Origin of the sequence: Flavobacterium cerinum (genome assembly GCF_024496085.1) — a bacterium.
GTDB classification, from domain to species: Bacteria; Bacteroidota; Bacteroidia; order Flavobacteriales; family Flavobacteriaceae; genus Flavobacterium; species Flavobacterium cerinum_A.
Genome location: NZ_CP101751.1, coordinates 878,349 through 905,002, shown reverse-complemented (window position 1 = coordinate 905,002; position 26,654 = coordinate 878,349). Strand labels below are relative to the sequence as shown.

The 26,654-nt window shown below is 38.2% G+C and carries 26 protein-coding genes; 13 read left to right on the top strand and 13 right to left on the bottom strand.

The genetic code is table 11. The features are described 5' to 3' along the window. Positions 1-68 precede the first annotated feature (68 nt). The 3 genes from NOX80_RS04180 to NOX80_RS04170 are packed head-to-tail and all read left to right on the top strand — an operon-like array spanning position 69 to position 1,784. Complete coding sequence (locus NOX80_RS04180) at positions 69-1,046, top strand: succinylglutamate desuccinylase/aspartoacylase family protein (protein ID WP_256552068.1); 978 nt, start codon at positions 69-71, stop codon at positions 1,044-1,046. Beyond that, positions 1,036-1,608: a 5-formyltetrahydrofolate cyclo-ligase gene (locus NOX80_RS04175; RefSeq protein ID WP_371926078.1), complete on the top strand. Its 573-nt coding sequence runs from the start codon at positions 1,036-1,038 to the stop codon at positions 1,606-1,608. The genes NOX80_RS04180 and NOX80_RS04175 overlap by 11 nt, the downstream gene beginning before the upstream one ends. Beyond that, the gene (locus NOX80_RS04170) at positions 1,605-1,784 is read left to right on the top strand and encodes a hypothetical protein (protein WP_256552067.1); all 180 of its coding nucleotides are present in this window, start codon (positions 1,605-1,607) and stop codon (positions 1,782-1,784) included. Before NOX80_RS04175 ends, NOX80_RS04170 begins: the two co-directional genes overlap by 4 nt. A 29-nt stretch (positions 1,785-1,813) precedes the next feature. Here the strand turns inward: NOX80_RS04170 and NOX80_RS04165 are convergent, their stop codons facing one another. The 5 genes from NOX80_RS04165 to porZ all read right to left on the bottom strand — a co-directional run bounded on the left by NOX80_RS04165 (position 1,814) and on the right by porZ (position 9,424). Then, positions 1,814-2,407, bottom strand: a complete 594-nt coding sequence (locus NOX80_RS04165) for a lipoprotein signal peptidase (protein WP_256552066.1) — start codon at positions 2,405-2,407, stop codon at positions 1,814-1,816. Positions 2,408-2,492: 85 nt separating this feature from the next. Further along, positions 2,493-2,873 carry a TraR/DksA family transcriptional regulator gene (locus NOX80_RS04160; protein WP_136404069.1) on the bottom strand — a complete coding sequence of 127 codons (381 nt, stop codon included), beginning with the start codon at positions 2,871-2,873 and terminating at the stop codon, positions 2,493-2,495. Positions 2,874-2,882: 9 nt separating this feature from the next. Beyond that, positions 2,883-6,287, bottom strand: a complete 3,405-nt coding sequence (gene ileS, locus NOX80_RS04155; protein WP_256552065.1) for an isoleucine--tRNA ligase — start codon at positions 6,285-6,287, stop codon at positions 2,883-2,885. A gap of 103 nt (positions 6,288-6,390) precedes the next feature. Further along, positions 6,391-7,104 (bottom strand): DNA repair protein RecO, encoded by a 714-nt coding sequence (gene recO, locus NOX80_RS04150; RefSeq protein ID WP_256552064.1) that lies wholly within the window; start codon positions 7,102-7,104, stop codon positions 6,391-6,393. 28 nt (positions 7,105-7,132) lie between these two features. Further along, positions 7,133-9,424: a type IX secretion system anionic LPS delivery protein PorZ gene (gene porZ, locus NOX80_RS04145; RefSeq protein ID WP_256552063.1), complete on the bottom strand. Its 2,292-nt coding sequence runs from the start codon at positions 9,422-9,424 to the stop codon at positions 7,133-7,135. A gap of 210 nt (positions 9,425-9,634) precedes the next feature. Here porZ and NOX80_RS04140 point away from each other — a divergent pair, with 210 nt between their 5' ends. Beyond that, positions 9,635-10,426 carry a THC0290_0291 family protein gene (locus tag NOX80_RS04140; RefSeq protein ID WP_256552062.1) on the top strand — a complete coding sequence of 264 codons (792 nt, stop codon included), beginning with the start codon at positions 9,635-9,637 and terminating at the stop codon, positions 10,424-10,426. Positions 10,427-10,516: 90 nt separating this feature from the next. Here the strand turns inward: NOX80_RS04140 and NOX80_RS04135 are convergent, their stop codons facing one another. After that, positions 10,517-11,698 carry a cystathionine gamma-synthase gene (locus tag NOX80_RS04135; RefSeq protein WP_256552061.1) on the bottom strand — a complete coding sequence of 394 codons (1,182 nt, stop codon included), beginning with the start codon at positions 11,696-11,698 and terminating at the stop codon, positions 10,517-10,519. Positions 11,699-11,768: 70 nt separating this feature from the next. On the opposite strand from NOX80_RS04135, the gene NOX80_RS04130 reads away from it, so the two are divergent. Next, positions 11,769-12,521: a DUF3298 and DUF4163 domain-containing protein gene (locus tag NOX80_RS04130; RefSeq protein ID WP_256552060.1), complete on the top strand. Its 753-nt coding sequence runs from the start codon at positions 11,769-11,771 to the stop codon at positions 12,519-12,521. Here NOX80_RS04130 and NOX80_RS04125 read toward each other — a convergent pair. Beyond that, positions 12,514-12,969 (bottom strand): DinB family protein, encoded by a 456-nt coding sequence (locus NOX80_RS04125; protein ID WP_256552059.1) that lies wholly within the window; start codon positions 12,967-12,969, stop codon positions 12,514-12,516. The two genes, NOX80_RS04130 and NOX80_RS04125, sit on opposite strands and share 8 nt — an antisense overlap. Before the next feature lie 143 nt (positions 12,970-13,112). Here NOX80_RS04125 and NOX80_RS04120 point away from each other — a divergent pair, with 143 nt between their 5' ends. From NOX80_RS04120 to nadD, 5 genes are read left to right on the top strand one after another with little or no spacing between them, the layout of a single operon-like run. After that, entirely contained in the window at positions 13,113-13,463 is a 351-nt protein-coding gene (locus NOX80_RS04120) for an arsenate reductase family protein (protein WP_256552058.1), read from the top strand. Further along, complete coding sequence (locus tag NOX80_RS04115; RefSeq protein WP_256552057.1) at positions 13,464-14,390, top strand: DMT family transporter; 927 nt, start codon at positions 13,464-13,466, stop codon at positions 14,388-14,390. A gap of 54 nt (positions 14,391-14,444) precedes the next feature. After that, a complete protein-coding gene (locus NOX80_RS04110) occupies positions 14,445-15,305 on the top strand; it encodes a YicC/YloC family endoribonuclease (protein WP_256552056.1) in 861 nt (286 codons plus the stop codon). A gap of 23 nt (positions 15,306-15,328) precedes the next feature. Then, complete coding sequence (gmk, locus tag NOX80_RS04105) at positions 15,329-15,901, top strand: guanylate kinase (protein ID WP_256552055.1); 573 nt, start codon at positions 15,329-15,331, stop codon at positions 15,899-15,901. 18 nt (positions 15,902-15,919) lie between these two features. Next, on the top strand, positions 15,920-16,501 hold the full coding sequence (gene nadD / locus NOX80_RS04100; protein ID WP_256552054.1) for a nicotinate (nicotinamide) nucleotide adenylyltransferase: 582 nt from the start codon (positions 15,920-15,922) through the stop codon (positions 16,499-16,501). Between the two features lies 1 nt (position 16,502). On the opposite strand, the gene NOX80_RS04095 is transcribed toward nadD, so the two are convergent. After that, entirely contained in the window at positions 16,503-17,060 is a 558-nt protein-coding gene (locus NOX80_RS04095) for a hypothetical protein (RefSeq protein ID WP_256552053.1), read from the bottom strand. 170 nt (positions 17,061-17,230) lie between these two features. Between NOX80_RS04095 and NOX80_RS04090 the strand changes: the two genes are divergently transcribed. Beyond that, positions 17,231-18,391, top strand: a complete 1,161-nt coding sequence (locus NOX80_RS04090) for an iron-containing alcohol dehydrogenase (protein ID WP_256552052.1) — start codon at positions 17,231-17,233, stop codon at positions 18,389-18,391. A 91-nt stretch (positions 18,392-18,482) separates the two neighbouring features. Here the strand turns inward: NOX80_RS04090 and NOX80_RS04085 are convergent, their stop codons facing one another. Further along, positions 18,483-19,361, bottom strand: coding sequence for a nicotinic acid mononucleotide adenyltransferase (locus NOX80_RS04085; protein WP_256552051.1), 879 nt, complete (start codon positions 19,359-19,361; stop codon positions 18,483-18,485). A gap of 160 nt (positions 19,362-19,521) precedes the next feature. Between NOX80_RS04085 and NOX80_RS04080 the strand changes: the two genes are divergently transcribed. Together NOX80_RS04080 and NOX80_RS04075 are read left to right on the top strand one after the other, a co-directional pair. Beyond that, positions 19,522-20,517 (top strand): NAD(P)H-dependent glycerol-3-phosphate dehydrogenase, encoded by a 996-nt coding sequence (locus tag NOX80_RS04080; protein WP_256552050.1) that lies wholly within the window; start codon positions 19,522-19,524, stop codon positions 20,515-20,517. 225 nt (positions 20,518-20,742) lie between these two features. Continuing rightward, positions 20,743-21,720 (top strand): TerC/Alx family metal homeostasis membrane protein, encoded by a 978-nt coding sequence (locus NOX80_RS04075; protein WP_256552049.1) that lies wholly within the window; start codon positions 20,743-20,745, stop codon positions 21,718-21,720. Between the two features lie 56 nt (positions 21,721-21,776). Here NOX80_RS04075 and NOX80_RS04070 read toward each other — a convergent pair whose 3' ends face one another. The 4 genes from NOX80_RS04070 to NOX80_RS04055 form a co-directional block, all read right to left on the bottom strand. Beyond that, entirely contained in the window at positions 21,777-24,590 is a 2,814-nt protein-coding gene (locus NOX80_RS04070) for a GH92 family glycosyl hydrolase (RefSeq protein ID WP_256552048.1), read from the bottom strand. Between the two features lie 69 nt (positions 24,591-24,659). After that, the gene (locus NOX80_RS04065; RefSeq protein ID WP_256552047.1) at positions 24,660-25,067 is read right to left on the bottom strand and encodes a hypothetical protein; all 408 of its coding nucleotides are present in this window, start codon (positions 25,065-25,067) and stop codon (positions 24,660-24,662) included. Positions 25,068-25,147: 80 nt separating this feature from the next. Then, positions 25,148-26,167 (bottom strand): phenylalanine--tRNA ligase subunit alpha, encoded by a 1,020-nt coding sequence (gene pheS / locus NOX80_RS04060; protein ID WP_256552046.1) that lies wholly within the window; start codon positions 26,165-26,167, stop codon positions 25,148-25,150. 103 nt (positions 26,168-26,270) lie between these two features. Then, complete coding sequence (locus NOX80_RS04055; RefSeq protein WP_256552045.1) at positions 26,271-26,627, bottom strand: hypothetical protein; 357 nt, start codon at positions 26,625-26,627, stop codon at positions 26,271-26,273. Positions 26,628-26,654 lie beyond the last annotated feature (27 nt).

Below are 26,654 nucleotides of genomic sequence, written 5' to 3'. Positions count from 1 at the left end.
AACGAAAAACGTGTTACAACTTAGCAGCATACGCGATAAATAGCTACTTTTATCTTTTTAATACACTTATGAGTTATCAGCACAAAGGCATCACTATACTAAAAGAGACTATTTTACCGGGTGAGAGCAAAACTATCAACATGGAAATTGCCAAACTCCACACGATGACTAAATTAAAGATTCCCATTATTGTAGAGCGTTCCAAAGTAGCCGGACCTACAGTTTTATTTACTGCCGGATTACACGGCGATGAAATTAACGGAACCGAAATCGTACGACAACTGATCGTTCAGAAAATAAACAAGCCTAAAATCGGGACAATTATTTGCATTCCGATTATCAATATTTTCGGATTCGTTAATAAGACCCGCGAATTTCCGGACGGCCGCGATCTGAATCGGGTTTTTCCGGGAAGCCGAAACGGTTCCCTTGCCAGTCGGTTTGCGTATTACCTGTTAAAAGAAATCATTCCTCATGTGGATTATGCGGTTGATTTTCATGCCGGAGGCGCCAGTCGTTTCAATGCTGCTCAGATCCGAATCATTCCGGACAATACCGAGCTAAAGGATCTGGCCGATGTTTTCCACGCGCCGTTTACCCTGTTCTCAAAAAACATCAGCGGTTCGTTCCGAAGTGCCTGCCATAAACTAGGGGTTAAGATGTTACTTTTTGAAGGTGGTAAATCCAATGATATCAACAATTCGATAACCGATCAGGGTGTTGAAGGAGCCAAGCGATTACTGGAACATTTCCATATGCTAAATGACAGAAAAAAAACCAATATTCCGGAAAACAAAAGCATTTATATTGAAAAATCAACCTGGATACGGGCGAAGTTTTCGGGTTTATTTCACGGCCACACTACTATTGGCAGTTATGTCGAAAAAGGCGATATTCTTGCGGTAGTTTCCGATCCGTACGGAAAAGTCGAACACAAATTAAAAGCGCCGAATTCCGGCTATATCATTAATGTAAACGAATCACCGATTGTATATCAGGGTGACGCCATTTATCATATTACAACCTCTTTAAGTCATGATCAGTAAAAGCGACTTGCGAAAAAAATACAAGACAATGCGTAAAACACTGACTACAGAAGCTGTTGAAACGCAAAGTCTGGCTATAGCCAATCGTTTACTACAATTGGACATCTGGAACCATACCTATTATCATTTATTTCTCCCTATAGTTGAGCAGAATGAAGTAGACACCGAATTTATTTTACAGATTCTTGCCGGTAAGGACAAAGAGACCATCATTTCAAAATCCGATTTTAAAACCGGCGAAATGGTACACTATTTGTTAACCGATAATACAAAGATCCGAAAAAACGAATACAACATTCCGGAACCGGTAGACGGGATTGAAGTTCCTACACAGAAAATGGATGTCGTATTTATTCCATTATTGGCTTTTGACACTCACGGGCATCGTGTAGGCTACGGGAAAGGGTTTTATGACCGTTTTCTTTCCAAATGCAAAAAGGACGTCGTTAAAGTCGGACTTTCCTTTTTTGAAGCCGAAGAATCGATTTCCGATGTTTTCGAAAGTGATATTGCCTTGGATTATTGTGTAACCCCTGATAAAATTTATAGTTTTAGATTATGAAAACGGCAACCCTACTTTTAGCATTCAGTATTGCTTTAGCCGTTTCCGGCTGTAGCACAACTGTACACACTACCGGAAACAAAAATTCCGACAAACCGCTTCCTCCGGGACAAGCCAAGAAAATATACGGAACAAAAAGTGCCAAACCTTTTGCACCGGGACAACAGAAGAAATAAAAAAAGCGTCATCACTGACGCTTTTTATTTTATTTACCGAAGGCTTTCTTATTAAATACAATCAGAATACCTACTGCTATCGATATCGCCATATCGGCTACATTAAAGATCGCGTTAAAAAAGGTAAAGTGTTTTCCGCCCCAGATCGGTAACCATTTCGGAAGGTTTCCTTCCCAGATCGGGAAATACAACATATCTACTACTTTTCCGTGAAACCAGGTTCCGTAAGGTTCAGATGCAAACAATGTTGCCGGTTCATGAACACTGTCATTAAAAATGACACCGTAGAAAATAGAATCAATGATATTACCGAAAGCTCCGGCCATGATTAAAGCGACAGCTACAATCAGGTAGTTTGAGCTTTTTTTCTTTACCGAATCATATAACCAATAGCCTATCCCGCATACTGCGACAATCCGGAATAAAGTCAGAAACAGCTTTCCGTAGGCACCCGGTATTTCAACACCCCATGCCATTCCTTCATTTTCTATAAAATGGATTCGGAACCAATCGAAAACATAAACTTCATCATTTAATGCAAAATTGGTTTTAATATAGATTTTTGAAAGCTGATCTATAAGCAGGATCAGTATTACTAATAAATAGGATTTACGTAAGGACATTTTTTTTAATTTGACAGCAAAAATAAAAGAATTATTTATAATAAAAACGCCCCTTAAGGAGCGTTTTTAAGATATTTTGAAAAGATTAACGTTGTAAATTCTTCGCTTCGATACTCATAGTAGCGTGCGGCACGAGTTTTAATCTTTCTTTACTTATTAATTTACCGGTAACTTTACAGATACCATACGTTTTGTTTTCAATTCGAATCAACGCATTTTTCAAATCTCTGATAAACTTTTCCTGACGGATGGCTAACTGCGAGTTAGCTTCTTTCGACATCGTTTCACTTCCTTCTTCAAAGGCTTTAAACGTTGGCGAGGTATCGTCGGTTCCATTATTCAGGTCATTCAGGTATGCACTTTTGATCAAATCTAAATCAGCTTTTGCTTTTTCCATTTTCTTTAAGATGATCTCTCTGAACTCGGCTAAATCGGCATCGGAATATCTTATTTTTTCATCCACCATAATTTCTTTTTATTTTGAAATTAATACTCTAGTTTTAATGTCATCAAACTCAATTTCTATACCATTATTGATATTTTCTTCAAAAATTAAAGTTTCGGTTAACGTTTCTGCTTTAATATAGGATTCATTGCTCAAGACTGCGTTTTCCAACTGCAGGTTTTTTTGCAAATGCACTTTAATCTTGTCCGTTACTTCTAATCCCGAATCTTTACGGATATTCTGGATGCGGTTTACTAATTCTCTGGCGATACCTTCTTTTCTTAATTCATCGGAAATTGTAATATCCAATGCCACTGTAATTCCACCGGAATTTGCTACCAGCCAACCTTCAATATCCTGTGAAGAAATCTCAACATCTTCAGTTGTTAAATTAACACTTTTTTCTGATATAGCAAGGGTTAACGAACCTTCTTTCTCCAATTGACTGATTTGTTCCTGAGAAAAATTCTGTATCTCTCTGGAAATCAATCCCATATCTTTTCCAAAACGAGGCCCTAACGCTTTAAAATTCGGTTTAATTTGTTTTACCAATACTCCTGAAGCATCGTCTAACAACTCAACTTCCTTCACGTTTACTTCCGCTTTTATCAAGTCAGAAACCGCCTCAATTTCAGCTCTTTGTTCTTCGTCAAGTACCGGAATCATTACCTTTTGCAATGGTTGACGTACTTTTATCATCTCTTTTTTACGCAATGACAATACAAGTGACGAAATGGTTTGCGCTTTCTGCATTTTGCTTTCCAGCGATTTATTAACAAAGTTTTCAACGTAAACCGGAAATTCGGCCAAATGTACACTATCGTAGTTTTCCGATTGTGTTGCCTGCGTTAAATCTTTGTAAAGCTTGTCCATAAAGAACGGTGCTATCGGAGCACTTAACTTCGCTACTGTCAGCAAACAAGTATATAAAGTCTGATATGCCGCGATCTTATCCTGCGCATATTCTCCTTTCCAGAAACGTCTTCTACACAGACGCACATACCAGTTACTCAGGTTTTCCTGAACGAAATCGGATATCGCACGGGCTGCTTTAGTCGGTTCGTAATCGGCATAATATTCATCTACATTTTTGATCAGGGTATTTAGTTCCGATAAAATCCACTGGTCAATTTCAGGTCTTTCCGATAACGGCACTTCTGCTTCTTCATATCGGAAACCGTCGATATTGGCATATAAAGCAAAGAACGAATAGGTATTATATAAGGTTCCGAAGAACTTACGGCGCACTTCTGCAACTCCTTCAATATCAAATTTCAGGTTGTCCCAAGGATTTGCATTGGCAATCATATACCATCTTGTTGCATCCGGTCCGTACTCTTTTAAAGTTTCAAACGGATCTACTGCATTACCCAATCGTTTGGACATTTTTTGTCCGTTTTTGTCTAATACCAATCCGTTGGATACTACATTTTTATAGGCCACCTTATCAAATACTAAAGTAGCAATTGCATGTAATGTATAGAACCAACCGCGTGTTTGGTCAACACCTTCCGCGATAAAATCGGCAGGAAAAGCCAACTGATCATCAACAAGCTCTTTATTTTCAAACGGATAATGACATTGTGCATACGGCATTGCACCACTATCAAACCAAACATCGATCAGGTCCGTTTCCCGTTTCATCGGTTTTCCGCTTGCAGACACTAATACAATCGTATCTACTACGTTTTTATGAAGATCTACTAATTCGTAGTTCTCTTCACTCATATCACCGATTTTAAATCCTTTGAACGGATTTTCTGTCTGAACACCGGCAGCAACAGCTTTTTCTATTTCGTTATATAGTTCTTCTACCGAACCAATAATCATTTCTTCTGTTTTATCTTCCGTTCTCCAGATCGGCAACGGAATTCCCCAATAACGGGAACGTGATAAATTCCAGTCGTTTGCATTTTTCAACCAGTTTCCGAAACGTCCTTCTCCGGTTGCTTTCGGCTTCCAGTTGATTGTTTCATTAAGATCAAACATACGATCTTTAACCTCGGTTACTTTAATAAACCAGGAATCCAGAGGATAATATAAAATCGGTTTGTCCGTTCTCCAGCAATGCGGATAACTATGGACGTATTTTTCTACTTTAAATGCTTTATTCGCTTCTTTTAAATGGATCGCGATTTCGACATCCACCGATTTTTCAGGTGCTTCTCCATCGTTATAGTATTCGTTTTTAACGTATTTACCTCCCATTTCCGTTCCCATCTGCTTTACGAATCTACCTTGTAAATCCACTAGCGGAACCGGGTTTCCGGCATCGTCTAACACTAACATCGGCGGCACTTCCGGAGTTGCTTCTTTTGCTACTTTCGCATCATCCGCACCAAATGTAGGCGCCGTATGTACAATTCCGGTACCGTCTTCCGTTGTTACGAAATCACCGGAGATAACACGGAATGCATTTTCAGGATTCTGATACGGCAAAGCATATTCCAACAATTGCTCATAACGAATTCCTACCAATTCTTTTCCTTTTGCTTCGGCTAAGATGGTATACGGTATTTTTTTATCTTCTTTTTTATAATTGGTAAAATCGTCTTCACTTTCAGCCTGGAAAAATTTCCCGGCGAATTGTTTTGCCAATAACGGTTTAGCCAAAATCACGTTGATCGGCTCAAATGTATATTGGTTAAAAGTTTTTACTAAAACATAATCGATTTTAGGACCAACAGTCAAAGCGGTATTCGAAGGCAATGTCCATGGCGTAGTCGTCCACGCTAAGAAATGTACAATTCCGAATCCTTGTAAAAACTCCGGCAGTGTCTCTTCGACAGCCTTAAACTGTGCTACGATAGTGGTATCTGTCACATCGCGGTAGCTTCCCGGCTGATTTACTTCGTGCGAACTTAATCCCGTTCCCGCTTTTGGCGAATACGGCTGAATGGTGTAGCCTTTGTACAACAAATCTTTATCATAGATTTGTTTTAAAAGCCACCAAACGGTTTCCATATATTTGGATTTGTAGGTGATATACGGGTTTTCCATATCTACCCAATAACCCATTTTCTCGGTCAGATCATTCCACACATCCGTATAGCGCATTACTGTACGTTTACACGCTTCATTGTATTCGGCTACGGTAATTTTAGTTCCGATATCTTCTTTGGTAATTCCCAGTTCTTTTTCGGTTCCTAATTCAACAGGAAGCCCATGAGTATCCCATCCGGCTTTACGTTTTACCTGATATCCTTTTTGGGTTTTATAACGACAAAAAATATCCTTAATCGAGCGTGCCATCACGTGGTGAATTCCCGGCAGACCATTTGCAGACGGCGGTCCTTCAAAAAACACGTAAGGTTGGTTCCCTTCCCGGGAAGTAATACTCTTCTCAAAGATGTTCTGTTTTTTCCAAAAATCAAGCACTTCAGATGCTACTGTTGGCAAATCAAGTCCTTTGTATTCAGTAAATTTCGTACTCATTTTATCGTTTTTTCTAATCAATTTGCGAAAGTAAGGATTTTTGAATAATTCTTAGTTAAGACAATTAGAAAATAGATGGTTTACAAGGACTTTTTATTGTTTTTTACTGAAAAACTTCTTTCAATACCTCAAGTGACTTTGGTTTTTTGAATCCGTCGAAGTGAAAGGCGTAATAATCGAGTAGTATTTTAAGTAAGGTTTGTCTTTCTTTTCCGTTAAAAACCTTTTGATTACTATCAAACTTCAGGTCTTTTAACTTTTTAAACAGCAGGGTTTCCTGTTCGGTGAGACAACTGATTCCGTGAAAAGGAACAAACATCCCTTCTATCATTTCAAAAAAGGCCAATTCATCATTCGAAACATCGGGATAAAACCCCAGGAATTTTGTCATTTCCATCAATAACATCAAATGAAAATTAGCTACCTCATCGTGATTATCCAACCAAAGTAGTGCTGTTTCTAAAAAGGAGAACAGGTTTTCATTCTGCTCCTCCTCCTTGATACAATTATGAAGCATTTCGGACACAAAAAGTACAATCGTACTTTTTATAATATCAACATTAACAGAAATATAGGGCGTTGCAAGTTTCACTTCTTTAAAACGTTCCAGTGTTCCTTTATTTTTATGACTGGCTTCAATTTCCAACAGGGTCAACGGTTGAAAATAGGCTATTTTCTGATTGCTTTTTTTTCCGGAAAAGGCGCTTTGTACAAAATAGGTCTTTAACCCGTCTGATTGGGTAAAACATTTTACAATAAGACTTTTTTCCTGAAATCTTATCGCACTTAATACGATTGCTTTGGTTTTTACAAGCATGATAGGATATGGATTTTCGTTTTTTTGATTAACGAATAATCATCACTTTTTTCACTTTTGTTTCGGATCCGTCTTCTGATGAGATAAAGATCATATACACTCCGGAAGCTACTTTATATTTCCCGAAGGCACGCGTATCCCACATCACGGTTCCGCCTTGTGAAGTCGTTTCAAAAACTAGATTCCCTTCGATATCGGTAATCTTGACATTTGCTTTATCGATCAATCCGCTAATGTTGACTTCTCCTTCAAATCCCGGACGAACCGGATTCGGGAACACATACACATTATTCAGATTTTCATTGGCTTTGGTTGCCGTTCCCTGAAAAGAAACCAACCCTTTATCCGTTGCAAAAAAAACTTCACCGGTTACGCCGTCAATCTCTATATCATTAACATTATTACTGGGTAAAGGGGAATTTTCTTTTGTAAATTTATGCAGTACACTTTGTCCGTTCGGTGACACCTGAAAAACGCCTCCGCCGGCTATCGACACCCATTTATTATTCGATCCGTCAACTGCAATATCCAATATTACCTGTTGATAAAATAACTCCTGAGCTAAATCATCATCCAGAATAATAATCGCATTTGTCGTTAGTGTCGTTTCCGTTAAAAAACGATCTACACTTGGCAGAATACGCAATCCTTTATTGGTACCGATCCAAAGTTGGTTTCGGGTATCCACAGCAACCGTTCTAACATCATTATCCGGTAAATTTCCGCTATCCGTTCCGGTTTTAATTACAATAAACTTATTTCCGTAATTTTCGTTAAATCCGATCAATCCGTTATTCAGCGACGGAATCCATTTTGTATTATTCTTATCAACAATAAGCGGTGCGTAATTCTCTGATTCCGGATTTGCAATCACATTAGTCAAATCATAGGACGCCCATTGATTATCGGCTTTTAAAACCTTAAGCCCTTTTGCTACCAAACTATTCGTCATCCAAATATTCCCTCTTCTATCAAAAGCAGGTCCGTTTACTCTGATATCATTATTATTAGGTGGCGGTAACGATTCTAATCCGGTTGTTCCGGTATTAAGCTGCGTATAGAGTATTACCAGAGCATTATTTTCTATTTTTAAAAGTCCGGAATAATAGGAACTTACATACAATTGATTTTCATTGTTCGGATTTACAGCAATCCTACTTAACGATTTGGCTCCGCTTAATTCTTCATACGGAATCAGTGACCAACCGGTTCCTTCTACAAATTTACTAATTCCGTATGCGTCCAACGGATAGGGATTATAGTACCGGTTATAATCACCATAAACAGCCCAAAGTGCGCTCGGTGCTTTTTTTAGTGAAAAAATATTATTTCGTACCGGACCACTTGGCGTATTATTTTCAAAGGTCATACTATTGTTCACCGATGTACTAAACATTCCCTTGTCTTTTGTGCCGATAAAAATATTGTTACCCGCAGCGACACCACAGGTAAATGTTGTCGTGATATCCGGTATTTGGGTAATATGCGACAATAGTACCATTGCCGGATCAAAAACATATACGTGATTAGCTGAAGTATAGACCAACCTGTCGTTAAAACTTTTAAAATCCACAGCCGGTTGCACTGTTGTGTACACTTCCTGAATAGCAGCATTCGTATAACTATAAATTCGATTATTGGAATTCGCCAGCATTAGTCGGTTATTTAATGTTACCACACCCAACCAACTACCGGAATCAAATTCCTGCCATTGTGTAAAATCAACTAAGTTGGGATTGGCTACACTCGCTCTTCTGATTCCGTTATTTCGGGTTACCGCATAAATAAAACCATTGTAGACTGCTGTTTGCAACACTTCCACTTCCTGTCCGGCCGGACCTATAAAATAGGTATCACCAAATTCCGAAGTTGCCAGATTATACACACATAATCCGAAATCACAGGAAATATAAAGCTTCCCGTCATTTTCATAAAGATGGTTGATCTTTTTCTTATTCGGTGCGATAGACGGTTTATTTACAATATCTACAACATTAAAAACGCTTCCGTCTGCTTCATTAACGACTAAAAGCAATCCATTATCATTACCTACAAATGTTTTATTACGAGTAACACTAAAATGCATCGCTGTAATCGTCTCCGCTTTAAACCCGTTAATTGACGTAGTTGTTTTCAGCTCATTATTTATCAGACTTTTAGAAAAAACAGCATTCTCTGAAGTTGCAAAAACCCGTATAGGCGTTGCAGCAATATCCGTAATTTCAGCATAGGAGAAAAAACCTCTCCAAAGTTGGTTTTGTTGTGCCAAAAATGGGGTTGTAAACAGTAGTGTAAAAATGATATATAATGTTTTTTTCATTAATCGTCAGATTGATTTACAAATATAGACTAAAACGCAATTATTTTATTTTTTGTATGCTACTTATCCGCGGTGTTTCGACTTTCAACGATTTCCTAAAAAAGTTTTTTTCCGTTCATCGATTATATTTTCAATATATCGCTTTTTTTTATCACAATGAAATTATGTTTTTATATATTTGTCAGGAAAAGTTATACCTTTTAGTTAAAAATGCGAAGAAAAATTCTCCTCCTACTTTTTATACTGGCTTTGGGAACCATCACTCCTGTTAAAGCTCAATTTGGTTTTTCTCACGAGATAGGAGTTATAGCAGGTCCTGTAGCTTTCCAATCTGATTATGGAGAAAGAAGCGATTTAAGTACCGATGCCGGAAATTCCGGGTATGGAATCGGGATCATACACTATCTGAATTTTTCTTACAGAGCTGACTGTAGCTGTTATACTCCGGAAACTTATTTTAATGATCATTTCAAATTAAGATCTGAATTATCTTATAATAAAACCAAATTAAAACATTTTGGTAAATGGGTAGAAGACAGTCGTCAATCGACTATGGCTAAACAGCTAAGAGGAATGCGCGGTTCTACAGCCGTAACGGATTTGGGAATGCAATTAGAATATTATCCACTTAGTATCCGTGATTTCTCTGTAACTCCGGGAGCCTGGGCACCGTTTATTAGTTTAGGAGCGCATTTTAATTATTTTACAACAGAAGCTTATTCCGAATTAGGACCAAACTTAGGAACCAATCCAAATGTAACACCCACTAAATATATTGATGCCGTTCGTAACGATAGCGGAACCACCTGGTCAATCGTATCAAGCGTAGGAACACGATATAAACTTACCGAATTGTCTGATTTAATGGTCGATTTTCGTTTTCAATATTATTTCTCTAACTGGGTAGACGGTTTAAATCCGGATCCGAGATTGTACCCGGAAAACAAACACAATGACTGGTTAGTATGGTTAAACGTAGGTTATATCTATTATCTTAATTAATCTTCAAAATTAACTGATCACGCACAAACAATATTCTACAAAAAAACCGGGATAATTTAATCCCAGTTTTTTTATGTCTGTATTTTTTATTTAAGCTAAAGCCTGTTTTAAGTCTTCAATCAAATCATCGATATCTTCTACTCCAACACTTAATCGAACCAAATCATCAGAGATTCCGATTTCTTTTCGTTTATCTTCCGGAATGGAAGCGTGTGTCATTAATGCGGGGTGATTCGCTAACGATTCTACTCCTCCTAACGATTCAGCCAACGTAAACACTTTTACTTTCTCAAGGAAATCAATAGCCTCTTCCTTTTTACCTGATTTAAAGGTAAACGTAACCATACCGCCAAATCCACCGATCATCTGTTTTTTAGCTATTTCGTGAAACGGATGCGATTCCAATCCCGGATAATACACCTTGTCTACTTTCGGATGATTTAAAAGGAACTCTGCTACTTTCTCTCCGTTCTCGCAATGTCTTTGTACGCGTAAGTGTAACGTTTTAATTCCGCGCAAAACCAAAAATGAATCCTGAGGTCCTAAAGTCGCTCCGGTTGCAAACTGTTGAAAATGCAACTGATCTCCCAACTCTTTATCCTTAACGATTAATGCTCCGGCAATAACATCTGAATGTCCGCCCAGATATTTTGTAGCTGAGTGCATTACAATATCCGCTCCTAAATCCAGTGGCTTTTGTAAGTATGGCGTAGCAAAGGTATTATCAACTGCAAAAATAATTTTATGCTTTTGTGTAATCTTGGCAATAGCCGCAATATCTGCTAATTTCATCAACGGATTTGTAGGTGTTTCTACCCAAACCAATTTAGTATTCGCATTAATCAATGATTCAAATTTATCCAGATCATTCATATCTACGAAGTGGAATACAATTCCGGAATCTTTATAGATACGGGTAAACATACGATACGTTCCGCCATATAAATCATCCATAGCAATCACCTCATCGCCGGCTTTTAACGAACGTAAAACACAATCGGTTGCCGCAAGTCCGGAAGAAAATGCCAAACCACGGGTTCCGTTTTCGATACTGGCCAATGCATTTTCAAGCGCAGTTCTTGTCGGATTAGCAGCACGGCTGTACTCATATTCATTTAAAGGTACACCCGGACTTGTTTGTACATATGTAGATGTCTGATATACAGGCGGCATAACAGCTCCCGTACTCGGATCATGGTGTTGACCACCGTGTATAGCTTTTGTATTAAATTTCATATTCTTTTTCTGATTTTTATCGTGTAAACTAAGCAAATTTACTTTTTATTTTCTGTTGGCAACACAGAAAACCGTACCTTTATATATTACTTAACACATTTTTGCCATGAAACAGTTTATTTATTTTCTACTCATCGGATTTTTAGTCGCCGGTTGCGAAAAAAAAGAATTACAATTCGAAAATATCACTTATGAAAAACAGAGTCAAAAGCCTTGTGATTCTGTTACTTGTACAACGGTAAAAATAAACGTCCCGATTGCCGAAAACAGCCCGGTTGTTGAAGACAGCATTAACAACTCCGTATTTAAAACGGTTCGGGAGATCGTGTATTTCGGTGAGCAACCTTACAACGCTTCAAATTATACGGATTTAATGGAAAAATTCGTAAAATCATATACCGATCTTAAGGCTAAGTTCCCGAATGATCCGATGCCGGCATGGGAAGCTACAATTGAAGGAAAAGTAGCTTATCAATCGGATAACCTTATAAACATCACAATTAACCATTATACTTTTACCGGAGGAGCACACGGATATGCCGGTGTTCGTTCGCTATTCGTAAGTCCTTCCACCGGAAAAACAATTTCCAAAAAAGACTTTCTGAAAGACGAAAATGGCTTTAAAGCATTTGCCGAGAAGAAATTCCGTGAGAAATTCAACATTCCGGCCAAAAGCCCGATTAATGAAAACGGGCTAATGTTCGAAAATGAAGTTTTCCAGCTTCCGGAAACGTATATTTTTTCCGAAAAAGGATTGCTACTATATTACAACACTTATGAAATTGCGCCATATGTAGACGGTCCGCGTGAACTTCTATTACCGTATGATTCGATCAAATCATACCTGATACTTAAATAAATTTACGGATGCCTAACATAATGCCGGCATGGATCCCTTCATGGTAATTGTTAAACTCAATAGCCTGTTCGACGTTGGTGATGACAAATCCCGACATTGTTTCAAATTCCATGTATTCCCGGAAAATTCCGGCATTATAATCGGCTTCTGTCTGATCGATCACCTTTAGCAATATATTTTTCACCTGCTCTACCTCTTCTATAGTAACATCCGCTTCCGGACGGGTTCCTCTTTTGTATTTCTCCACCATATCATCCGAAACCTGCATCGGTAATCCCGACAGTTTATAAACCAACATTTGCTGTACTACTACTGTATGAATAATATTCCAGATCAGATTATTACTAAATCCTTCCGGCACTTTATTTAGCTGTTCCAGGCTACAGTTTTGCAATAAATCCAACAACTTCTGACGGTTCTTTCTTGTAATTTCAAAGCTTGTTTTCATGTTTTGTTTTTTGGCTAATGTAGCTAAAAGTCTTTTTCAAAAAACGACAATACGTTCTTTTTACTAACTAAATATGGGACACTATACTTAATATTTATTCGGTTTGTCGTTATTTTGCAACTTCATTTATTTCGCAATATACTATGAGAAAAATATACTACTTAAAAACCTGTGATACTTGTAAACGTATTTTAAAATCACTTCCTAATCTGGACACTTTTACACTTCAGGACATTAAAGAATCTCCGATTACGGTAAAACAACTGGAAGAGATACACGCTTTAACCGGTAGTTACGAAGTGCTTTTCAGTAAAAGAGCCAAGTTGTATAAAGAGATGGGATTAAAAAACGAAACCTTAACAGAACCGGATTTCAAACGTTATATATTGGAACATTACACTTTTTTAAATCGTCCGGTTATTATTGCTGAAGGAAAAGCGTTTGTTGGCAACAGTCCCAAAGTAGTGGAATCAGCCATTGCTTTTTTGAGCTAAATGAGCAAACGAACCTATGCTTTGATTGCTGCCTGGATGGTGGCGATCATTTATGGTGTAACATTTACCGTTGCAAAAGACGTAATGCCGGCTTATGTTGAACCTTTTGGTTTTATTTTTATGCGCGTTGGCGGTTCCACACTATTATTCTGGCTAACCGCCATCGGAATAGCGCTCGCGAATCCTGCTAAAAAACAAAAAATCGACAAAAAAGATTTCCCCAGAATTATTGCAGCCGCCTTTTTTGGTGTCGCTTTTAATATGTTGACCTTCTTTAAAGGATTAAGCTATACTTCACCTATAATGGGAGCTGTATTAATGGTAACAACTCCTATGATCGTTCTGGTATTATCGGCTTTTATAATGAAAGAAAAAATGCAAAGCCAAAAGATACTGGGTATCTTACTCGGTCTTGCCGGTACATTATTACTGATTCTGTACGGAAGGTCGATGGTTAATGCTCCTAATGCCGCTCTCGGAAACTTTTTGGTTTTTGTAAATGCTGTTTCTTATGGGTTTTACCTTATTCTGGTTAAAAAGCTAATGGACAAATACAGCCCGCATACCTTTGTTAAGTGGATTTATCTTTTCGGTTTTATCATGGTTATTCCTTTCGGTTGGCAGGAATTTCGCGCAATTGACTGGCCTTCAATTCCGTTTGACATTTATTGGAAAATCGGTTTTGTAATTGTTATTTCAACTTTTTTAACCTATCTTCTCAACTTATTATCCATGCGGGAATTAAAACCTACTACGGTAGCTGTTTTTATCTACCTGCAACCTTTTTTCGCATCTGTTTTTGCAATTAGCATGGGCAAAGACGAATTAAGTTGGGTTAAAACAGGATCGTCATTATTAATTTTTACCGGCGTATATCTTGTTACCCAAAAAAAGAACAAACCTGTTATAACAAAAGCCATTGACTAAGTTTTTTAACAGACTGAACTCTTTTTAGTACATTTGTAGCTATTACATTTTTATATGATACAATCGATGACGGGTTTTGGCAAAGCGTCTTTGCAATTGCCAACTAAGAAAATTACCATAGAAATCAAATCATTAAACAGCAAAGGACTTGACCTTAATGTCCGAATGCCTTCTGTTTTCCGCGAAATGGAACTTGGACTTCGCAATCAGATTGCTCAGCAACTGGAACGGGGTAAAGTTGATTTTTCGATGTATATTGAAGTGACGGGAGAAGAAACCTCTACTAAGATAAATGCACCGATTGTAAAGGCTTATATTCGCCAGATGCGTGATATCCTTCCGGAAGCCGATCCTACAGAGCTAATGAAAATGGCCGTTCGAATGCCGGATACGCTAAAAACAGAAAGAGAAGAAATCGACGAAAATGAATGGCTGCGAATCCAATCGGTAATCGATGAAGCCTTGATCAATATTAATAATTTCCGAAAAGACGAAGGCGCTTCTCTTGAAAAAGAATTCCGCTTACGGATTGCTAATATCCGTTCGTTTATGGAACAAGCGTTGCTTTTGGATCCGGAAAGAATTCAATTGATAAAAGAGCGCTTACAAAATGCCATTGCCGAATTACAAACTAACGTTGATGAAAACCGCTTTGAGCAGGAATTGATTTACTATCTTGAAAAGCTGGACATCACCGAAGAGAAAGTACGCTTAGGCAATCATTTGGATTATTTCCTTGAAACCTTATCCGGAAAAGAAGCAAACGGACGTAAACTTGGTTTTATCACGCAGGAAATGGGTCGTGAAATCAACACCATGGGATCCAAATCCAATCATGCCGGTATGCAAAAACTGGTCGTTCAGATGAAAGACGAATTAGAAAAAATTAAAGAACAAGTACTGAACGTTTTATAAACCGGTACCCAACAATACAACACATGACTACAGGAGGAAAGTTAATTGTTTTTTCGGCTCCGTCCGGTTCCGGAAAAACAACAATTGTCAGACATCTACTGGGAAAAGAAGATCTTAACCTTGAATTTTCAATATCGGCTACTTCCCGTGCCCCGAGAGGAGAAGAAATTAACGGTACCGATTATTACTTTATGTCACTGGAAGATTTTAAAAAGCACATTAAAGCGGAAGATTTTTTAGAGTGGGAAGAAGTATACCGCGATAATTTTTACGGCACATTAAAAACGGAAGTAGAACGGATCTGGGCCAAAGGCAAAAATGTTATTTTCGACATCGATGTAGCCGGAGGTTTACGAATTAAGAAAAAATTCCCGGAACAAACTCTGGCCGTTTTCGTAAAACCGCCAAGTGTAGACGAACTTAAAATCCGATTGAAAAAACGTTCTACGGAGAGCGAAGACAAAATCAATATGCGTATTGCCAAAGCTTCAGTAGAATTGGCAACTGCACCTCAATTTGACAGAATCATTAAAAATTACGATCTGGACACAGCAAAACAGGAAGCTTACGAACTGGTTCGTGATTTTGTACAATAATTCCAACACCCATTATCAATGAAGATAGGGCTTTATTTCGGAACTTTTAATCCCATTCATATCGGTCATATGATTATTGCCAACCATATGGCAGAAAACACCGATATGGATCAGATCTGGATGGTAGTCACTCCGCATAATCCGCATAAAAAGAAAAGCAGTTTACTGGATGATTATCATCGCCTGCAAATGGTTTTTCTGGCTACCGAAACATACGATAAGATAAAGCCTTCCGACATTGAATTCAAATTGCCGCAACCGAATTACACCGTAAATACACTGGCTCATTTACAGGAAAAGTATCCGAGCCATGAATTTGCCTTGATCATGGGTGAAGACAATCTGAATTCACTTCACAAATGGAAGAACTACGAGGTGATTTTGCAAAACCACGATATTTTTGTGTACCCGCGAATATCTTCCGAAATAATCTCCGGTGAATTTATTAATCATCCTAAGATTCATCGTGTCGGAGCACCTGTAATCGAATTATCATCTACTTTTATCAGGGATAACATCAAAAACGGGAAAAATATTATTCCGATGCTCCCGTCCAAAGTATGGGAATACATCGATCATAATCTATTTTATAAAAAATAATTTAGTGTTGTTCTTCGTCCACACAATTGGATTTACACAAACTAAAATACATTGCCCAGTTACTTCCCGGAAAGTTATCTCCTTTTGCCCATGCGGTTTCACTTTGCCCCGGTCTGGACACATCAGCATGTGCAGCAACACAAAAACAATCCCCTAAATCTGATTTATTAATTGTAAAGGTAACCTGTTGTACTCCGGATGGATTACTGGTCGCTAACGGAAATTTTCCCGGAATCGGATTTCCGGTCCCCGTTTGCGGAATCTTATTGCAATCTCCCACACAAAGATGTGTTCCTTTTATCCTCCAATTATCAACCGTACTATAAGTAACATACACCTTCGTTGCATCCATAGTCACATAAATATGTCCGGCAAGATAATATTGTCCGGCTATTAAATCGGTTGTATAACACGCATTAGAAACATCAAAGGAAACATTCTCCGTTTGACTTATTTTAGCAGCAGCCGCATCATCATTTGACATCGGCTCATTTTCGCAGGCACTCATCATAAACAGAGCACTACAAAATAACAGGGTGCGTACTATTGTCTTCATCATCAAGTATTTAATTGGTTATACTCAAATTTACGCATAACAACACAACCTTTTAAAAACCAATACTTTATATCGACAACACTCATAAAATCACCGATAAAATGCCGTTTTATTTATCATTATATTAACTTCATTCGCTGTGGAGTTAAATACCTTTGTTAAAAAAATATACTATGCTAAACTTTGAATTATATAACCCGACCAATTTAATTTTTGGAAAAGGGCAAACAGAAAAACTAGGCCAACTAATTCCGCAAAACAGTAAAATATTATTAGCCTACGGTGGTGGAAGTATTTTTAAAAACGGTGTTTACGACCAGGTTAAAAATGCATTACAAGGATTTGAAATCGTAGAATTCGGCGGTATTGAACCGAACCCTCGCTATGAAACCTTAATGAAAGCGGTAACCCTTATTCGTGAGCAAAAACTTGATTTTATTTTAGCTGTTGGTGGCGGTTCGGTTATCGATGGTGTAAAATTCATTTCAGCGGCGGTTCATTTTGACGGAAATCCGATGGAAATTCTACACAAAAGATTACTGATAAAGGAAAATGCAGTACCATTCGGAACCGTATTAACCTTACCGGCTACAGGTAGTGAGATGAATTCCGGTGCTGTAATTACGATTAATGAAACTCAGGAAAAATTATCATTTGGCGGTTCGGCATTATTCCCGAAATTTTCTATTTGTGATCCTACCGTTATCGCATCACTTCCGAAACGTCAACTACAAAACGGTGTTGTAGATGCCTTTACACACGTGATGGAACAATACCTGACGTATCCGCACGATGCCTTATTACAGGATCGTATTGCTGAAGGAATTTTACAAACTTTAGTCGAAATCGGACCGGATGTTGTAGAAAATCCAACCGACTATAAACTGGCAGCTAACTTTATGTGGAGTTGTACAATGGCATTAAACGGTTTAATTCAAAAAGGAGTTCCGACGGATTGGGCGACACATATGATTGGCCATGAGTTAACGGCTTTATACGAAATTGACCATGCCCGTACGTTAGCTATTATTGGTCCGAACTTGTATCGCGCCTTGTTTGAAACTAAAAAAGAAAAACTGGCACAATACGGTGAACGTATCTGGAAGGTATCCGGAACTACAGTTGAAGAAAAAGCAACAGAAGCTATCGAAAAAACCGTTCAGTTTTTCCATAAAATGGGAATGGACACCAAGATTTCCAACTATACATCCGACTATAAAAAGACGGCCGATTTTATTGTAGATCGTTTTAACGAAAGAGGATGGAAAGCGATGGGAGAACGTCAGAACATCACTTTGGAAAAAGTTCGCGAAATTGTTGAAATGAGCTACTAACAACAATCGGAATACCCATAAAACGAAAGGCACTCCTGAATTAAATCCGGAGTGCCTTTCTTCACCAAAAACAAAAAATAGTAACTTATTCTTAACTTAACTTGAGTTCATTTTGCTTCACCCGCTTCATACCGCCTTCTTTCAGATATTGGATAAATCCTCTTCCCTGAAATTCGTAGGTAGTCCCCGAAGCCTGATGAAACAATCGAATTCTACTGTCATTAATAACGGTCAATTTAAAGGCTTCATTGCCCCAGAAATCATAATCTAATGTTAAAGTTTTTTCGTAGGGTCTTCCCGGGACATTAAAAATTCCGTAAAGCCCTGTAAAGTCCCAATATATCGCATTAACCGGTGTTCCGGAAGCATCCTGAGATGATCTGAAATTATTTCCGGATGAAAGAAACTGAACAAAATTTTCGCGGTCGAAATCATTCAAAGCACCATATTGACTGGTGTATACTTTTTCCCAAGCCTTATATTCCTGTAAGAAATAAGAAATGTTATCGTAAAACAATCGGTTGTAATCAAAACCGTTTCGCTGATAACCTACCAGATAATAGGATGTATTCTGACTTCTGTCATACAATCGGATTTCATTCGCACTTAACCGTTGGACTTCCAGATTATATTGTCCGTAAACATTATGAAAAAAACGGATGGCGTCCGGATAGAAATCGTAATAGCCAACATTAATTCCATAGCCATTACCGGTTGAGCCGATTCCGACAAGATTATTATTCGCAAACAACGTTCCGTTTGCAAAGGAAATCGTAAAAGCACGAGATAAAAAAGGAATATCTCCGTTACCGGTCGTCCGGTCATAATCTACATACCATAATTCATAGCGATTCATTAATTGCGGTAACGTCAATCCATCATCAATATAATCATCATTGTAACGAACGGTACACGATGAAAACACAATCGGAACAAGCAATAACACTAAGAGTAATTTTATCGTTTTCATAATTCAGGGTTTTAATTACAAGACGCTATCCAATTTACATGCCACTTTTTGTTTTTCAGTTTCATAACGCTGATTTTAACAGTCCGGCTTACTTTTATAGCCGATACTTTGTACTTCCTATGTTTTTAAGTACATTTGGATTCACAAACTAAAAACGATAATGAGTGACCATCCAAAATTTGCAGTAATAGGCGGGGGAAGTTGGGCTACGGCCATTGCAAAGATGTTATGTGTAAACCTTTCGGAAATAGCATGGTACATGAGAAGTACCTATGCCATTGAACATATTAAACAAAACAGACACAATCCGAATTACCTGAGTTCTGTTGAATTCGATACCAATAAATTAATTTTAACGAACGATATTAACGAGGCTGTTGCCTATGCCGATTATGTGATTTTTGCTATTCCATCGGCTTTTTTAAGCGGCGAACTGGAAAAGTTAACCGTTAGTCTTAAAGACAAGATCATTTTTTCGGCTATTAAAGGAATTGTTCCTGAGACGAGCTTAATTGTAGGGGAACATTTTCATAAAACCTACGATATTCCGTATGACAATATCGGTGTTATTACCGGTCCGTGCCATGCTGAAGAGGTTGCTTTAGAACGTTTATCCTATCTGACCATAGCTTGCGGAGACATGAAAACCGCTAAAGTGATGGCTAAAAACCTGAACAGCCATTATATCAAAACAAAAATTTCCGATGATATTGTCGGAACCGAATATGCCGCCATGTTAAAAAACATCTATTCCATTGCTGCGGGTATTGCTCATGGTTTGGGATATGGCGACAATTTCCAGGCTTTATTGATGAGTAATGCGATTCGGGAGATGAAAAAATTCATCAAGAAAGTGCATAAAATGAAACGTAATATTAACGATTCGGCTTATCTGGGTGATTTACTGGTAACCGGTTATTCTGTTTTTTCACGTAACCGAATGTTCGGAAACATGATCGGGAAAGGATACACGGTAAAATCGGCACAAATGGAGATGAGTATGGTCGCTGAAGGCTATTATGCTACAAAAAGTGCGCATAAGCTTAATGAAGAATACAAAGCCAAAACCCCTATAATTGACGCTGTTTACGATATATTATACGAAGGAAAAGAACCTAAAAAAGTATTTAAAAAACTGACGGAAAAATTAGATTAAAAAATTTCATTTTTACCCGTTCCAAGAAAAAATACCGGTTTTTCTTTCAAAAAAAGAATTTAAAATACTGATTATCATTGTTTTAAATTCTTTTTTTTTATTTTCCACTCTTTTATTTCCGCCAAAAAAAACGCTTACAACTCATTAAAAAACAGCCACTTAGATCGATTTCCCTTGGGGCAAAAAAGAACTTTTATTTTCGCATAAATTAAAAAAATAATAGTAATGGACCATTTAATCAATCATCCGGGTATTTTAACCGCGTTTTCAATTATCATCCTAGTCATGCTGCTGCTTGACCTCGGAGTTTTCAACAAAAAAAGTCATGTCGTTTCCAACAGAGAAGCTTTAATCTGGTCTGTTGTATGGATCTCACTTGCTATGGGATTCAGCGGCGTTATTTATTACTTTATGGGTCTGGAGCAGTTTACCCAATTCCAATCGGCTTATTGGATCGAAAAGGCTTTATCGGTAGACAACCTCTTTGTGTTTATCCTCGTTTTCGGGTTCTTTAATGTTCCGAAAGAGCTGCATCATAAAGTATTATTCTGGGGAATTATCGGTGCATTGGTTTTCAGAGCCATCTTTATTTTCACCGGAGTCGAATTAATTAACATGACCTATCTTCCGGAGATGACGATTTTCGGTCATGCAGCCAGTATTAATGTGGTGTTGTCCATTTTTGGTATCTTCCTGATTGTAGCCGGTATTAAATCCTGGTTTGCAGAAGACGGAGATGACGGAGACAAAGATTTTACAAAAAGTCCGGGTGCCCGCCTTATCCACCGCTTTTTTAAAGTAAGCGAAAACTATGACGGTGATAAATTTTTCACGGTTAAAAACGGAATCCGAATGGCGACTCCGTTATTAGTTGTGGTAGCTGTAATCGAATTTACGGACCTTATTTTTGCGGTTGACAGTATTCCGGCGATCTTCGCCATTGCACCAAACGATCCGTTTATCCTTTACACTTCGAATATTTTCGCCATTTTAGGCCTTAGAGCGCTTTATTTCTTACTAGCCAACTTCATGTATATGTTTAGTCGCTTAAAGTATGGATTGGCCGTTATTTTGAGTTTTATCGGTATTAAAATGCTTATCTCTCCGTTCCTTCATATTTCCTCTCCTGTTTCATTAATGATTGTAGCCAGTATTCTGGTTCTTTCGGTAATCGCCTCGTTGCTTTTCCCGGTTAAGGAGTAAAAAGAAACAATATAAACGAAAACACCTGACAGGTTTTAAAACCTGTCAGGTGTTTTTTATTTCACTTGAATCTCATCGATAAAAATATAAGCTTCTCCTCCTGCTCCCTGATGCCATTCGGGCAATTTCCCGTAATATCGGGCTATAACCTTAACATATCGGGCTTTATTATTTTTTAGTGACGCTTTGAACGATTTTACCGTTACATCTGTATTTTTTGCCTCCATCGTATTGGCAACAGAAGCGACCGGTTTAAAATTCACATTGTCATCCGACAGATAATAATCCACTTTAACCGGCATTAAGATCCAGGCGCGGCTATCCTGTAAAAAACGAGCGTTGATTTCTGTAACCGGTTGCTCTTTTTTCAAATCGATTACCGCTTCAAAATCTTGTCCCTGATAACCCTGCCAATCCCCTTTGCGCCAGTTTTCCGTTCCCAATATACCATCGATAAGCCCTTCCGGACCTCCGGCGTGATATTGCGGATGATTTTTCGAAGCTATTGCAATTGTCCAGTTATTTTCTTTTTTAAAATACGATGCTGTTACTGTATTACTCTTTCTTCCGTTATTTTCAGCATAGGCTTTAATAGTAGCCGATTTAGTTATTACAAAAGGTTTTGTATACAATTGAAATTGTTTTTGCGGATCCGAACTGTCGGAATAAAACAATTTATCGGATTTATTACCGGATTGTAACGTTACCGTTTGCTTGTCTTTAAAAGCCTTACCATCAGCTTCAATAACCGGAACCGGAACCAACTGATCATTCGGACTGCTATTCAGTACAACAATGTCTGTATTCAAACCGATATTTTTAAGTGTATCTGCTGTTGTTTTTTTGGTGATGGTTTTTGAAGTTCCATCTTCCAGATGAATTATAATTTTATCAAAATACGGTTTCGTAGTACTCCAAACCGGTATTCCCGGAGTAACGGCATAAATCCCCATACTACTTAGCACATACCAGGCGCTCATTTGTCCGCAATCTTCATTTCCGATCAAACCATCCGGTGTATTCTTATAGAACGTATCTAAAATATACTTTACTTTTTCTGCTGTTTTTTCCGGTTTTCCGATCGCATTATACAAATAGGCCATATGATGGCTCGGTTCGTTACCGTGCGCATATTGCCCGATCAGACCGGTTATGTCCACCTGTTCCCTTCCGGTTGTTGCAGAAGGTGCTGTAAACATTTCGTCCAGTTTTGCTTCAAACTTATCTTGTCCTCCATAAGCTTCGATCATTCCCGGTACATCTTGTGGTACAAAAAAGGAATATTGCCAACTATTTCCCTCTGTAAAGTTATTGTTCACTTCCCTCGGATCAAAAGGTTTGTCCCATCTTCCGTTTTTCTTCGGACGCATAAATCCGGTCTGATCGTCAAAAATATTTTTCCAATTTTGGGAACGTTTGATAAAATAATGATAGTCATCTACTTTATTCAGCAACATGGCCATTTGTGCAATACACCAGTCATCGTAAGCATACTCAACCGTTTTGGACACACTCTCATGTTCATCATCAATACTGATAAAACCATTTTTTTTGTAGGCATCCAATCCCAAATGATCCAGCATCGCGCTATGTTTAGCCGCCTGATACGCTTTTTCGTAATCAAATCCTTTTATTCCTTTAGCCATCGCATCGGCCATAACCGAAACCGAGTGATATCCGATCATACAATCCGTTTCATTAGACGCCAGCTCCCAAACCGGTAAACGTCCGCCTTGTTCATATTGCTTAATAAACGTATTGATATAATCGGCCGTTCTTTTTTTATCAATAAGCGTGTAAAGCGGATGTGCTCCCCTAAACGTATCCCAAAGCGAAAAAACGGTATAATAATCAAATCCTTCTGCTTTGTGTAACTGGTTATCACGTCCGCGATACAGGCCATCCACATCCATAGCGATGTTGGGTTGCATCATGGTGTGGTATAATGCGGTATAGAAAATGGTATTTTTATTTTTGTCGGAAGATGTAATTTCGATTTTGGATAGTTCTTTATTCCAAAGTTTTTCCGCCTGTTCTTTTACTTTATTAAAATCCCAATCGGGCATTTCGGCTAACAGGTTCTTTTTCGCTCCGTCATATCCTGTCGGCGACAATGCTACTTTTACCTGAATCTTTTCTCCTTTTTTTACTTCTTTCGAAAAACTAACGGCCAATTGTGAACCGGCAAAAAAGGTATCGGTAGTTTTAGGTCGGACGAATCCGTTATTGCGAATAGTAGTAATTTGCATCGGCACACTGAATACAATTCGGGCAAAAACATACTGATCTCTCGCCCATGCTTCACTTCTGCGCAGTATTTCTATAGTTTGGTTATCAATTACCCGAACTTCACCCATTAAAAGTTTATCGCGATGATTCAGATCGAGAATAACATTCGCTTTACCGGATTGATTGAATGTATATTCCTGCAATCCGACTCTGGTTGTAGTAGTTAATCGGACATCAATATTATGTTTATCCAGTTTAACCGAGTAGTATCCTGCCGTTGCTTTTTCATTTTTATGAGAAAAAACAGAACTGTACTGGCTATTATCTAGATTGGGCTCACCCATTGTGGGCATCAGCATGATATCTCCGAAATCGGAAACACCGGTACCGTTTAAGTGTGTATGGGAAAATCCATAAATAACAGAATCGGAATAATGATAGCCGCTACATCCGTCCCAGCTTCCGTCGATACGGGTATCCGGTGAAAGTTGTACCATCCCGAACGGCACAGTAGCGCCAGGAAAAGTATGGCCGTGACCACCCGTCCCGATAAAAGGATTAACGTATTGTGCGTAATTATTTTTTTGCGAAAACAGCGTAGCTGTCTGAAGTAAAAAGAGGCAAAAAAGAATTTTTCTCATTCCGGTCGTGTTGTAAAATTTCCATAAAGTTGAAAATTTTTATCGAACAGACCAATAGCTGTAGCGAAATTACTTCCCTAAAATCCCTCTTTTTGTCAACACCGGAAGATCGACCAATGCTCTGTCGTTAATGGTATTGGTACGGAATACGTAAGTTTTATCGAATAATTTCCCATCTTGAAAATAGGTTACCATAAACTCGTTATTCAATTGCAGTACATTATTTTCCAACAATTCGATTTTCACAACCGAGTTCGGCTCCACTTCTTTAAAAGCGTGTCGGAACGTTCCGGTTTTACGGTCTTCCCCATTTATTTGTCCGTATGCTCTGGAAACGACTAATGCCATTTCAAGTTTTACATCACTGTCATTGATCAGATAGGCATACCATGAATTCTCCATAAAGTCATCGTTCCATTCCTGGATCGCGGCTACATAAACATTTTCTACTTTCGGGATTGTGATGTCTTTTTTCATTGTGACGTAATAATAAACAGGCTAAAGGGATATTGGTAGTATTGTAAAAGCGAATAGTGTTACCTATTCGCTTTTTATTTTTAAATGCTGGATTTGAATTGTTCTAAAAACCGGACATCGTTTTCATAGAACATACGAATGTCTCCGATTTGATATAATAGCATTGCGATTCGTTCGATTCCCATACCGAATGCAAAACCATTGTATTTATCAGCATCGATTCCACAGTTTTTCAAAACGTTAGGATCGACCATTCCGCATCCCATGATTTCCAACCAACCGGTTCCTTTTGTAATACGGTAATCGGTTTCGGTTTTCAATCCCCAATAGATATCCACTTCTGCACTTGGCTCAGTGAACGGGAAGTAAGACGGACGCAAACGGATTTTTGATTTCCCGAACATTTCTTTTGTGAAATATAACAAGGTTTGTTTTAAATCGGCAAACGAAACATTCTGATCGATATACAATCCTTCTACCTGATGGAAAATACAGTGTGAACGGGATGATACTGCTTCATTACGGAAAACACGTCCCGGAGAAATGGTACGGATAGGTGGTTTATTTCCTTCCATATAACGTACCTGAACCGATGAAGTGTGCGTACGCAACAAGATATCCGGATTCGTCTGAATAAAAAACGTATCCTGCATATCACGGGCCGGATGGTATTCCGGTAAATTTAACGCGGTAAAGTTATGCCAGTCGTCTTCAATTTCAGGACCTTCTGAAACGTTGAATCCGATATTTGAAAAAATATCTACGATCTGATTTTTCACGATTGAAATCGGATGACGCGAACCAATAACCAACGGTTCACCCGGACGGGAAAGATCTCCGTAAATTCCTTTAGCCTCTTCTTTACTTTCCAAGGCATCCTGAATGGATTTTACTTTTTCTTCCGCTGTCGTTTTTAACAGGTTGATCACCTGTCCGAATTCTTTTTTCTGATCGTTCGGAACATTTTTAAACTCCGCAAATAAGTCTCTCAGAAGGCCTCTGCTTCCTAAGAACTTAATTCGGAATGTTTCCAGGGTTTCTTTATTATCTGTAGTAAAAGCCTGCGCTTCACCAATGTATTCTTTAATCTTATCAATCATCGTTCTGTCAATAAAGGGCAAATTTACGGATTTTGGACTCAGTTTCCATAGCTTTTTGCATATTAATTACCGGTAAATTGTGCCTTTTGTCTGTTTTTATGCTTTATTCGATTACTCCTTTTTCCAGAAAATAGTTCACTATGGCTTCTTTCATCAATACCGATTGTTCCCCTGCTTTTAAGGGCGGGAGTTGTTCTTTCACGGTGTAGTGCGGCCATCCGTCTTCATCAAAGAAAGAAAATTCGTAATAACCATATGGCTCCAGTAAACGGCAGATCGCGATATGCATCAGATTGATCTTTTCGTCTTTTTTGAATTTCTTTTTAAGTTTTCCCAGTTCCTGAACACCGATCAGATAAATGATGGCATCCAGATCCAACATATCACCATCGGCAAAACGTTTGGATAGTATATCGACAAGCGTATCCCAACGCTGTTTTAATTGTTCGTCTCTTGACATATGCTTATATTTTAACTTCTTAACAGA

Excerpts from the sequence above, each read along its gene's own strand:
- NOX80_RS04090 (WP_256552052.1), top strand. The coding sequence starts at position 17,231 with ATGCTAAACTTTGAATTATATAACCCGACCAATTTAATTTTTGGAAAA.
- NOX80_RS04115 (WP_256552057.1), top strand. The coding sequence starts at position 13,464 with ATGAGCAAACGAACCTATGCTTTGATTGCTGCCTGGATGGTGGCGATC.
- pheS (WP_256552046.1), bottom strand. The coding sequence starts at position 26,167 with ATGATTGATAAGATTAAAGAATACATTGGTGAAGCGCAGGCTTTTACT.
- NOX80_RS04080 (WP_256552050.1), top strand. The coding sequence starts at position 19,522 with ATGAGTGACCATCCAAAATTTGCAGTAATAGGCGGGGGAAGTTGGGCT.
- NOX80_RS04125 (WP_256552059.1), bottom strand. The coding sequence starts at position 12,969 with ATGAAAACAAGCTTTGAAATTACAAGAAAGAACCGTCAGAAGTTGTTG.
- NOX80_RS04055 (WP_256552045.1), bottom strand. The coding sequence starts at position 26,627 with ATGTCAAGAGACGAACAATTAAAACAGCGTTGGGATACGCTTGTCGAT.
- NOX80_RS04070 (WP_256552048.1), bottom strand. The coding sequence starts at position 24,590 with ATGAGAAAAATTCTTTTTTGCCTCTTTTTACTTCAGACAGCTACGCTG.
- NOX80_RS04065 (WP_256552047.1), bottom strand. The coding sequence starts at position 25,067 with ATGAAAAAAGACATCACAATCCCGAAAGTAGAAAATGTTTATGTAGCC.
- NOX80_RS04085 (WP_256552051.1), bottom strand. The coding sequence starts at position 19,361 with ATGAAAACGATAAAATTACTCTTAGTGTTATTGCTTGTTCCGATTGTG.
- NOX80_RS04130 (WP_256552060.1), top strand. The coding sequence starts at position 11,769 with ATGAAACAGTTTATTTATTTTCTACTCATCGGATTTTTAGTCGCCGGT.
- NOX80_RS04075 (WP_256552049.1), top strand. The coding sequence starts at position 20,743 with ATGGACCATTTAATCAATCATCCGGGTATTTTAACCGCGTTTTCAATT.
- NOX80_RS04175 (WP_371926078.1), top strand. The coding sequence starts at position 1,036 with ATGATCAGTAAAAGCGACTTGCGAAAAAAATACAAGACAATGCGTAAA.
- NOX80_RS04140 (WP_256552062.1), top strand. The coding sequence starts at position 9,635 with ATGCGAAGAAAAATTCTCCTCCTACTTTTTATACTGGCTTTGGGAACC.
- nadD (WP_256552054.1), top strand. The coding sequence starts at position 15,920 with ATGAAGATAGGGCTTTATTTCGGAACTTTTAATCCCATTCATATCGGT.
- NOX80_RS04110 (WP_256552056.1), top strand. The coding sequence starts at position 14,445 with ATGATACAATCGATGACGGGTTTTGGCAAAGCGTCTTTGCAATTGCCA.
- NOX80_RS04160 (WP_136404069.1), bottom strand. The coding sequence starts at position 2,873 with ATGGTGGATGAAAAAATAAGATATTCCGATGCCGATTTAGCCGAGTTC.
- NOX80_RS04170 (WP_256552067.1), top strand. The coding sequence starts at position 1,605 with ATGAAAACGGCAACCCTACTTTTAGCATTCAGTATTGCTTTAGCCGTT.
- gmk (WP_256552055.1), top strand. The coding sequence starts at position 15,329 with ATGACTACAGGAGGAAAGTTAATTGTTTTTTCGGCTCCGTCCGGTTCC.
- NOX80_RS04120 (WP_256552058.1), top strand. The coding sequence starts at position 13,113 with ATGAGAAAAATATACTACTTAAAAACCTGTGATACTTGTAAACGTATT.
- NOX80_RS04095 (WP_256552053.1), bottom strand. The coding sequence starts at position 17,060 with ATGATGAAGACAATAGTACGCACCCTGTTATTTTGTAGTGCTCTGTTT.
- porZ (WP_256552063.1), bottom strand. The coding sequence starts at position 9,424 with ATGAAAAAAACATTATATATCATTTTTACACTACTGTTTACAACCCCA.
- NOX80_RS04165 (WP_256552066.1), bottom strand. The coding sequence starts at position 2,407 with ATGTCCTTACGTAAATCCTATTTATTAGTAATACTGATCCTGCTTATA.
- recO (WP_256552064.1), bottom strand. The coding sequence starts at position 7,104 with ATGCTTGTAAAAACCAAAGCAATCGTATTAAGTGCGATAAGATTTCAG.
- ileS (WP_256552065.1), bottom strand. The coding sequence starts at position 6,287 with ATGAGTACGAAATTTACTGAATACAAAGGACTTGATTTGCCAACAGTA.
- NOX80_RS04180 (WP_256552068.1), top strand. The coding sequence starts at position 69 with ATGAGTTATCAGCACAAAGGCATCACTATACTAAAAGAGACTATTTTA.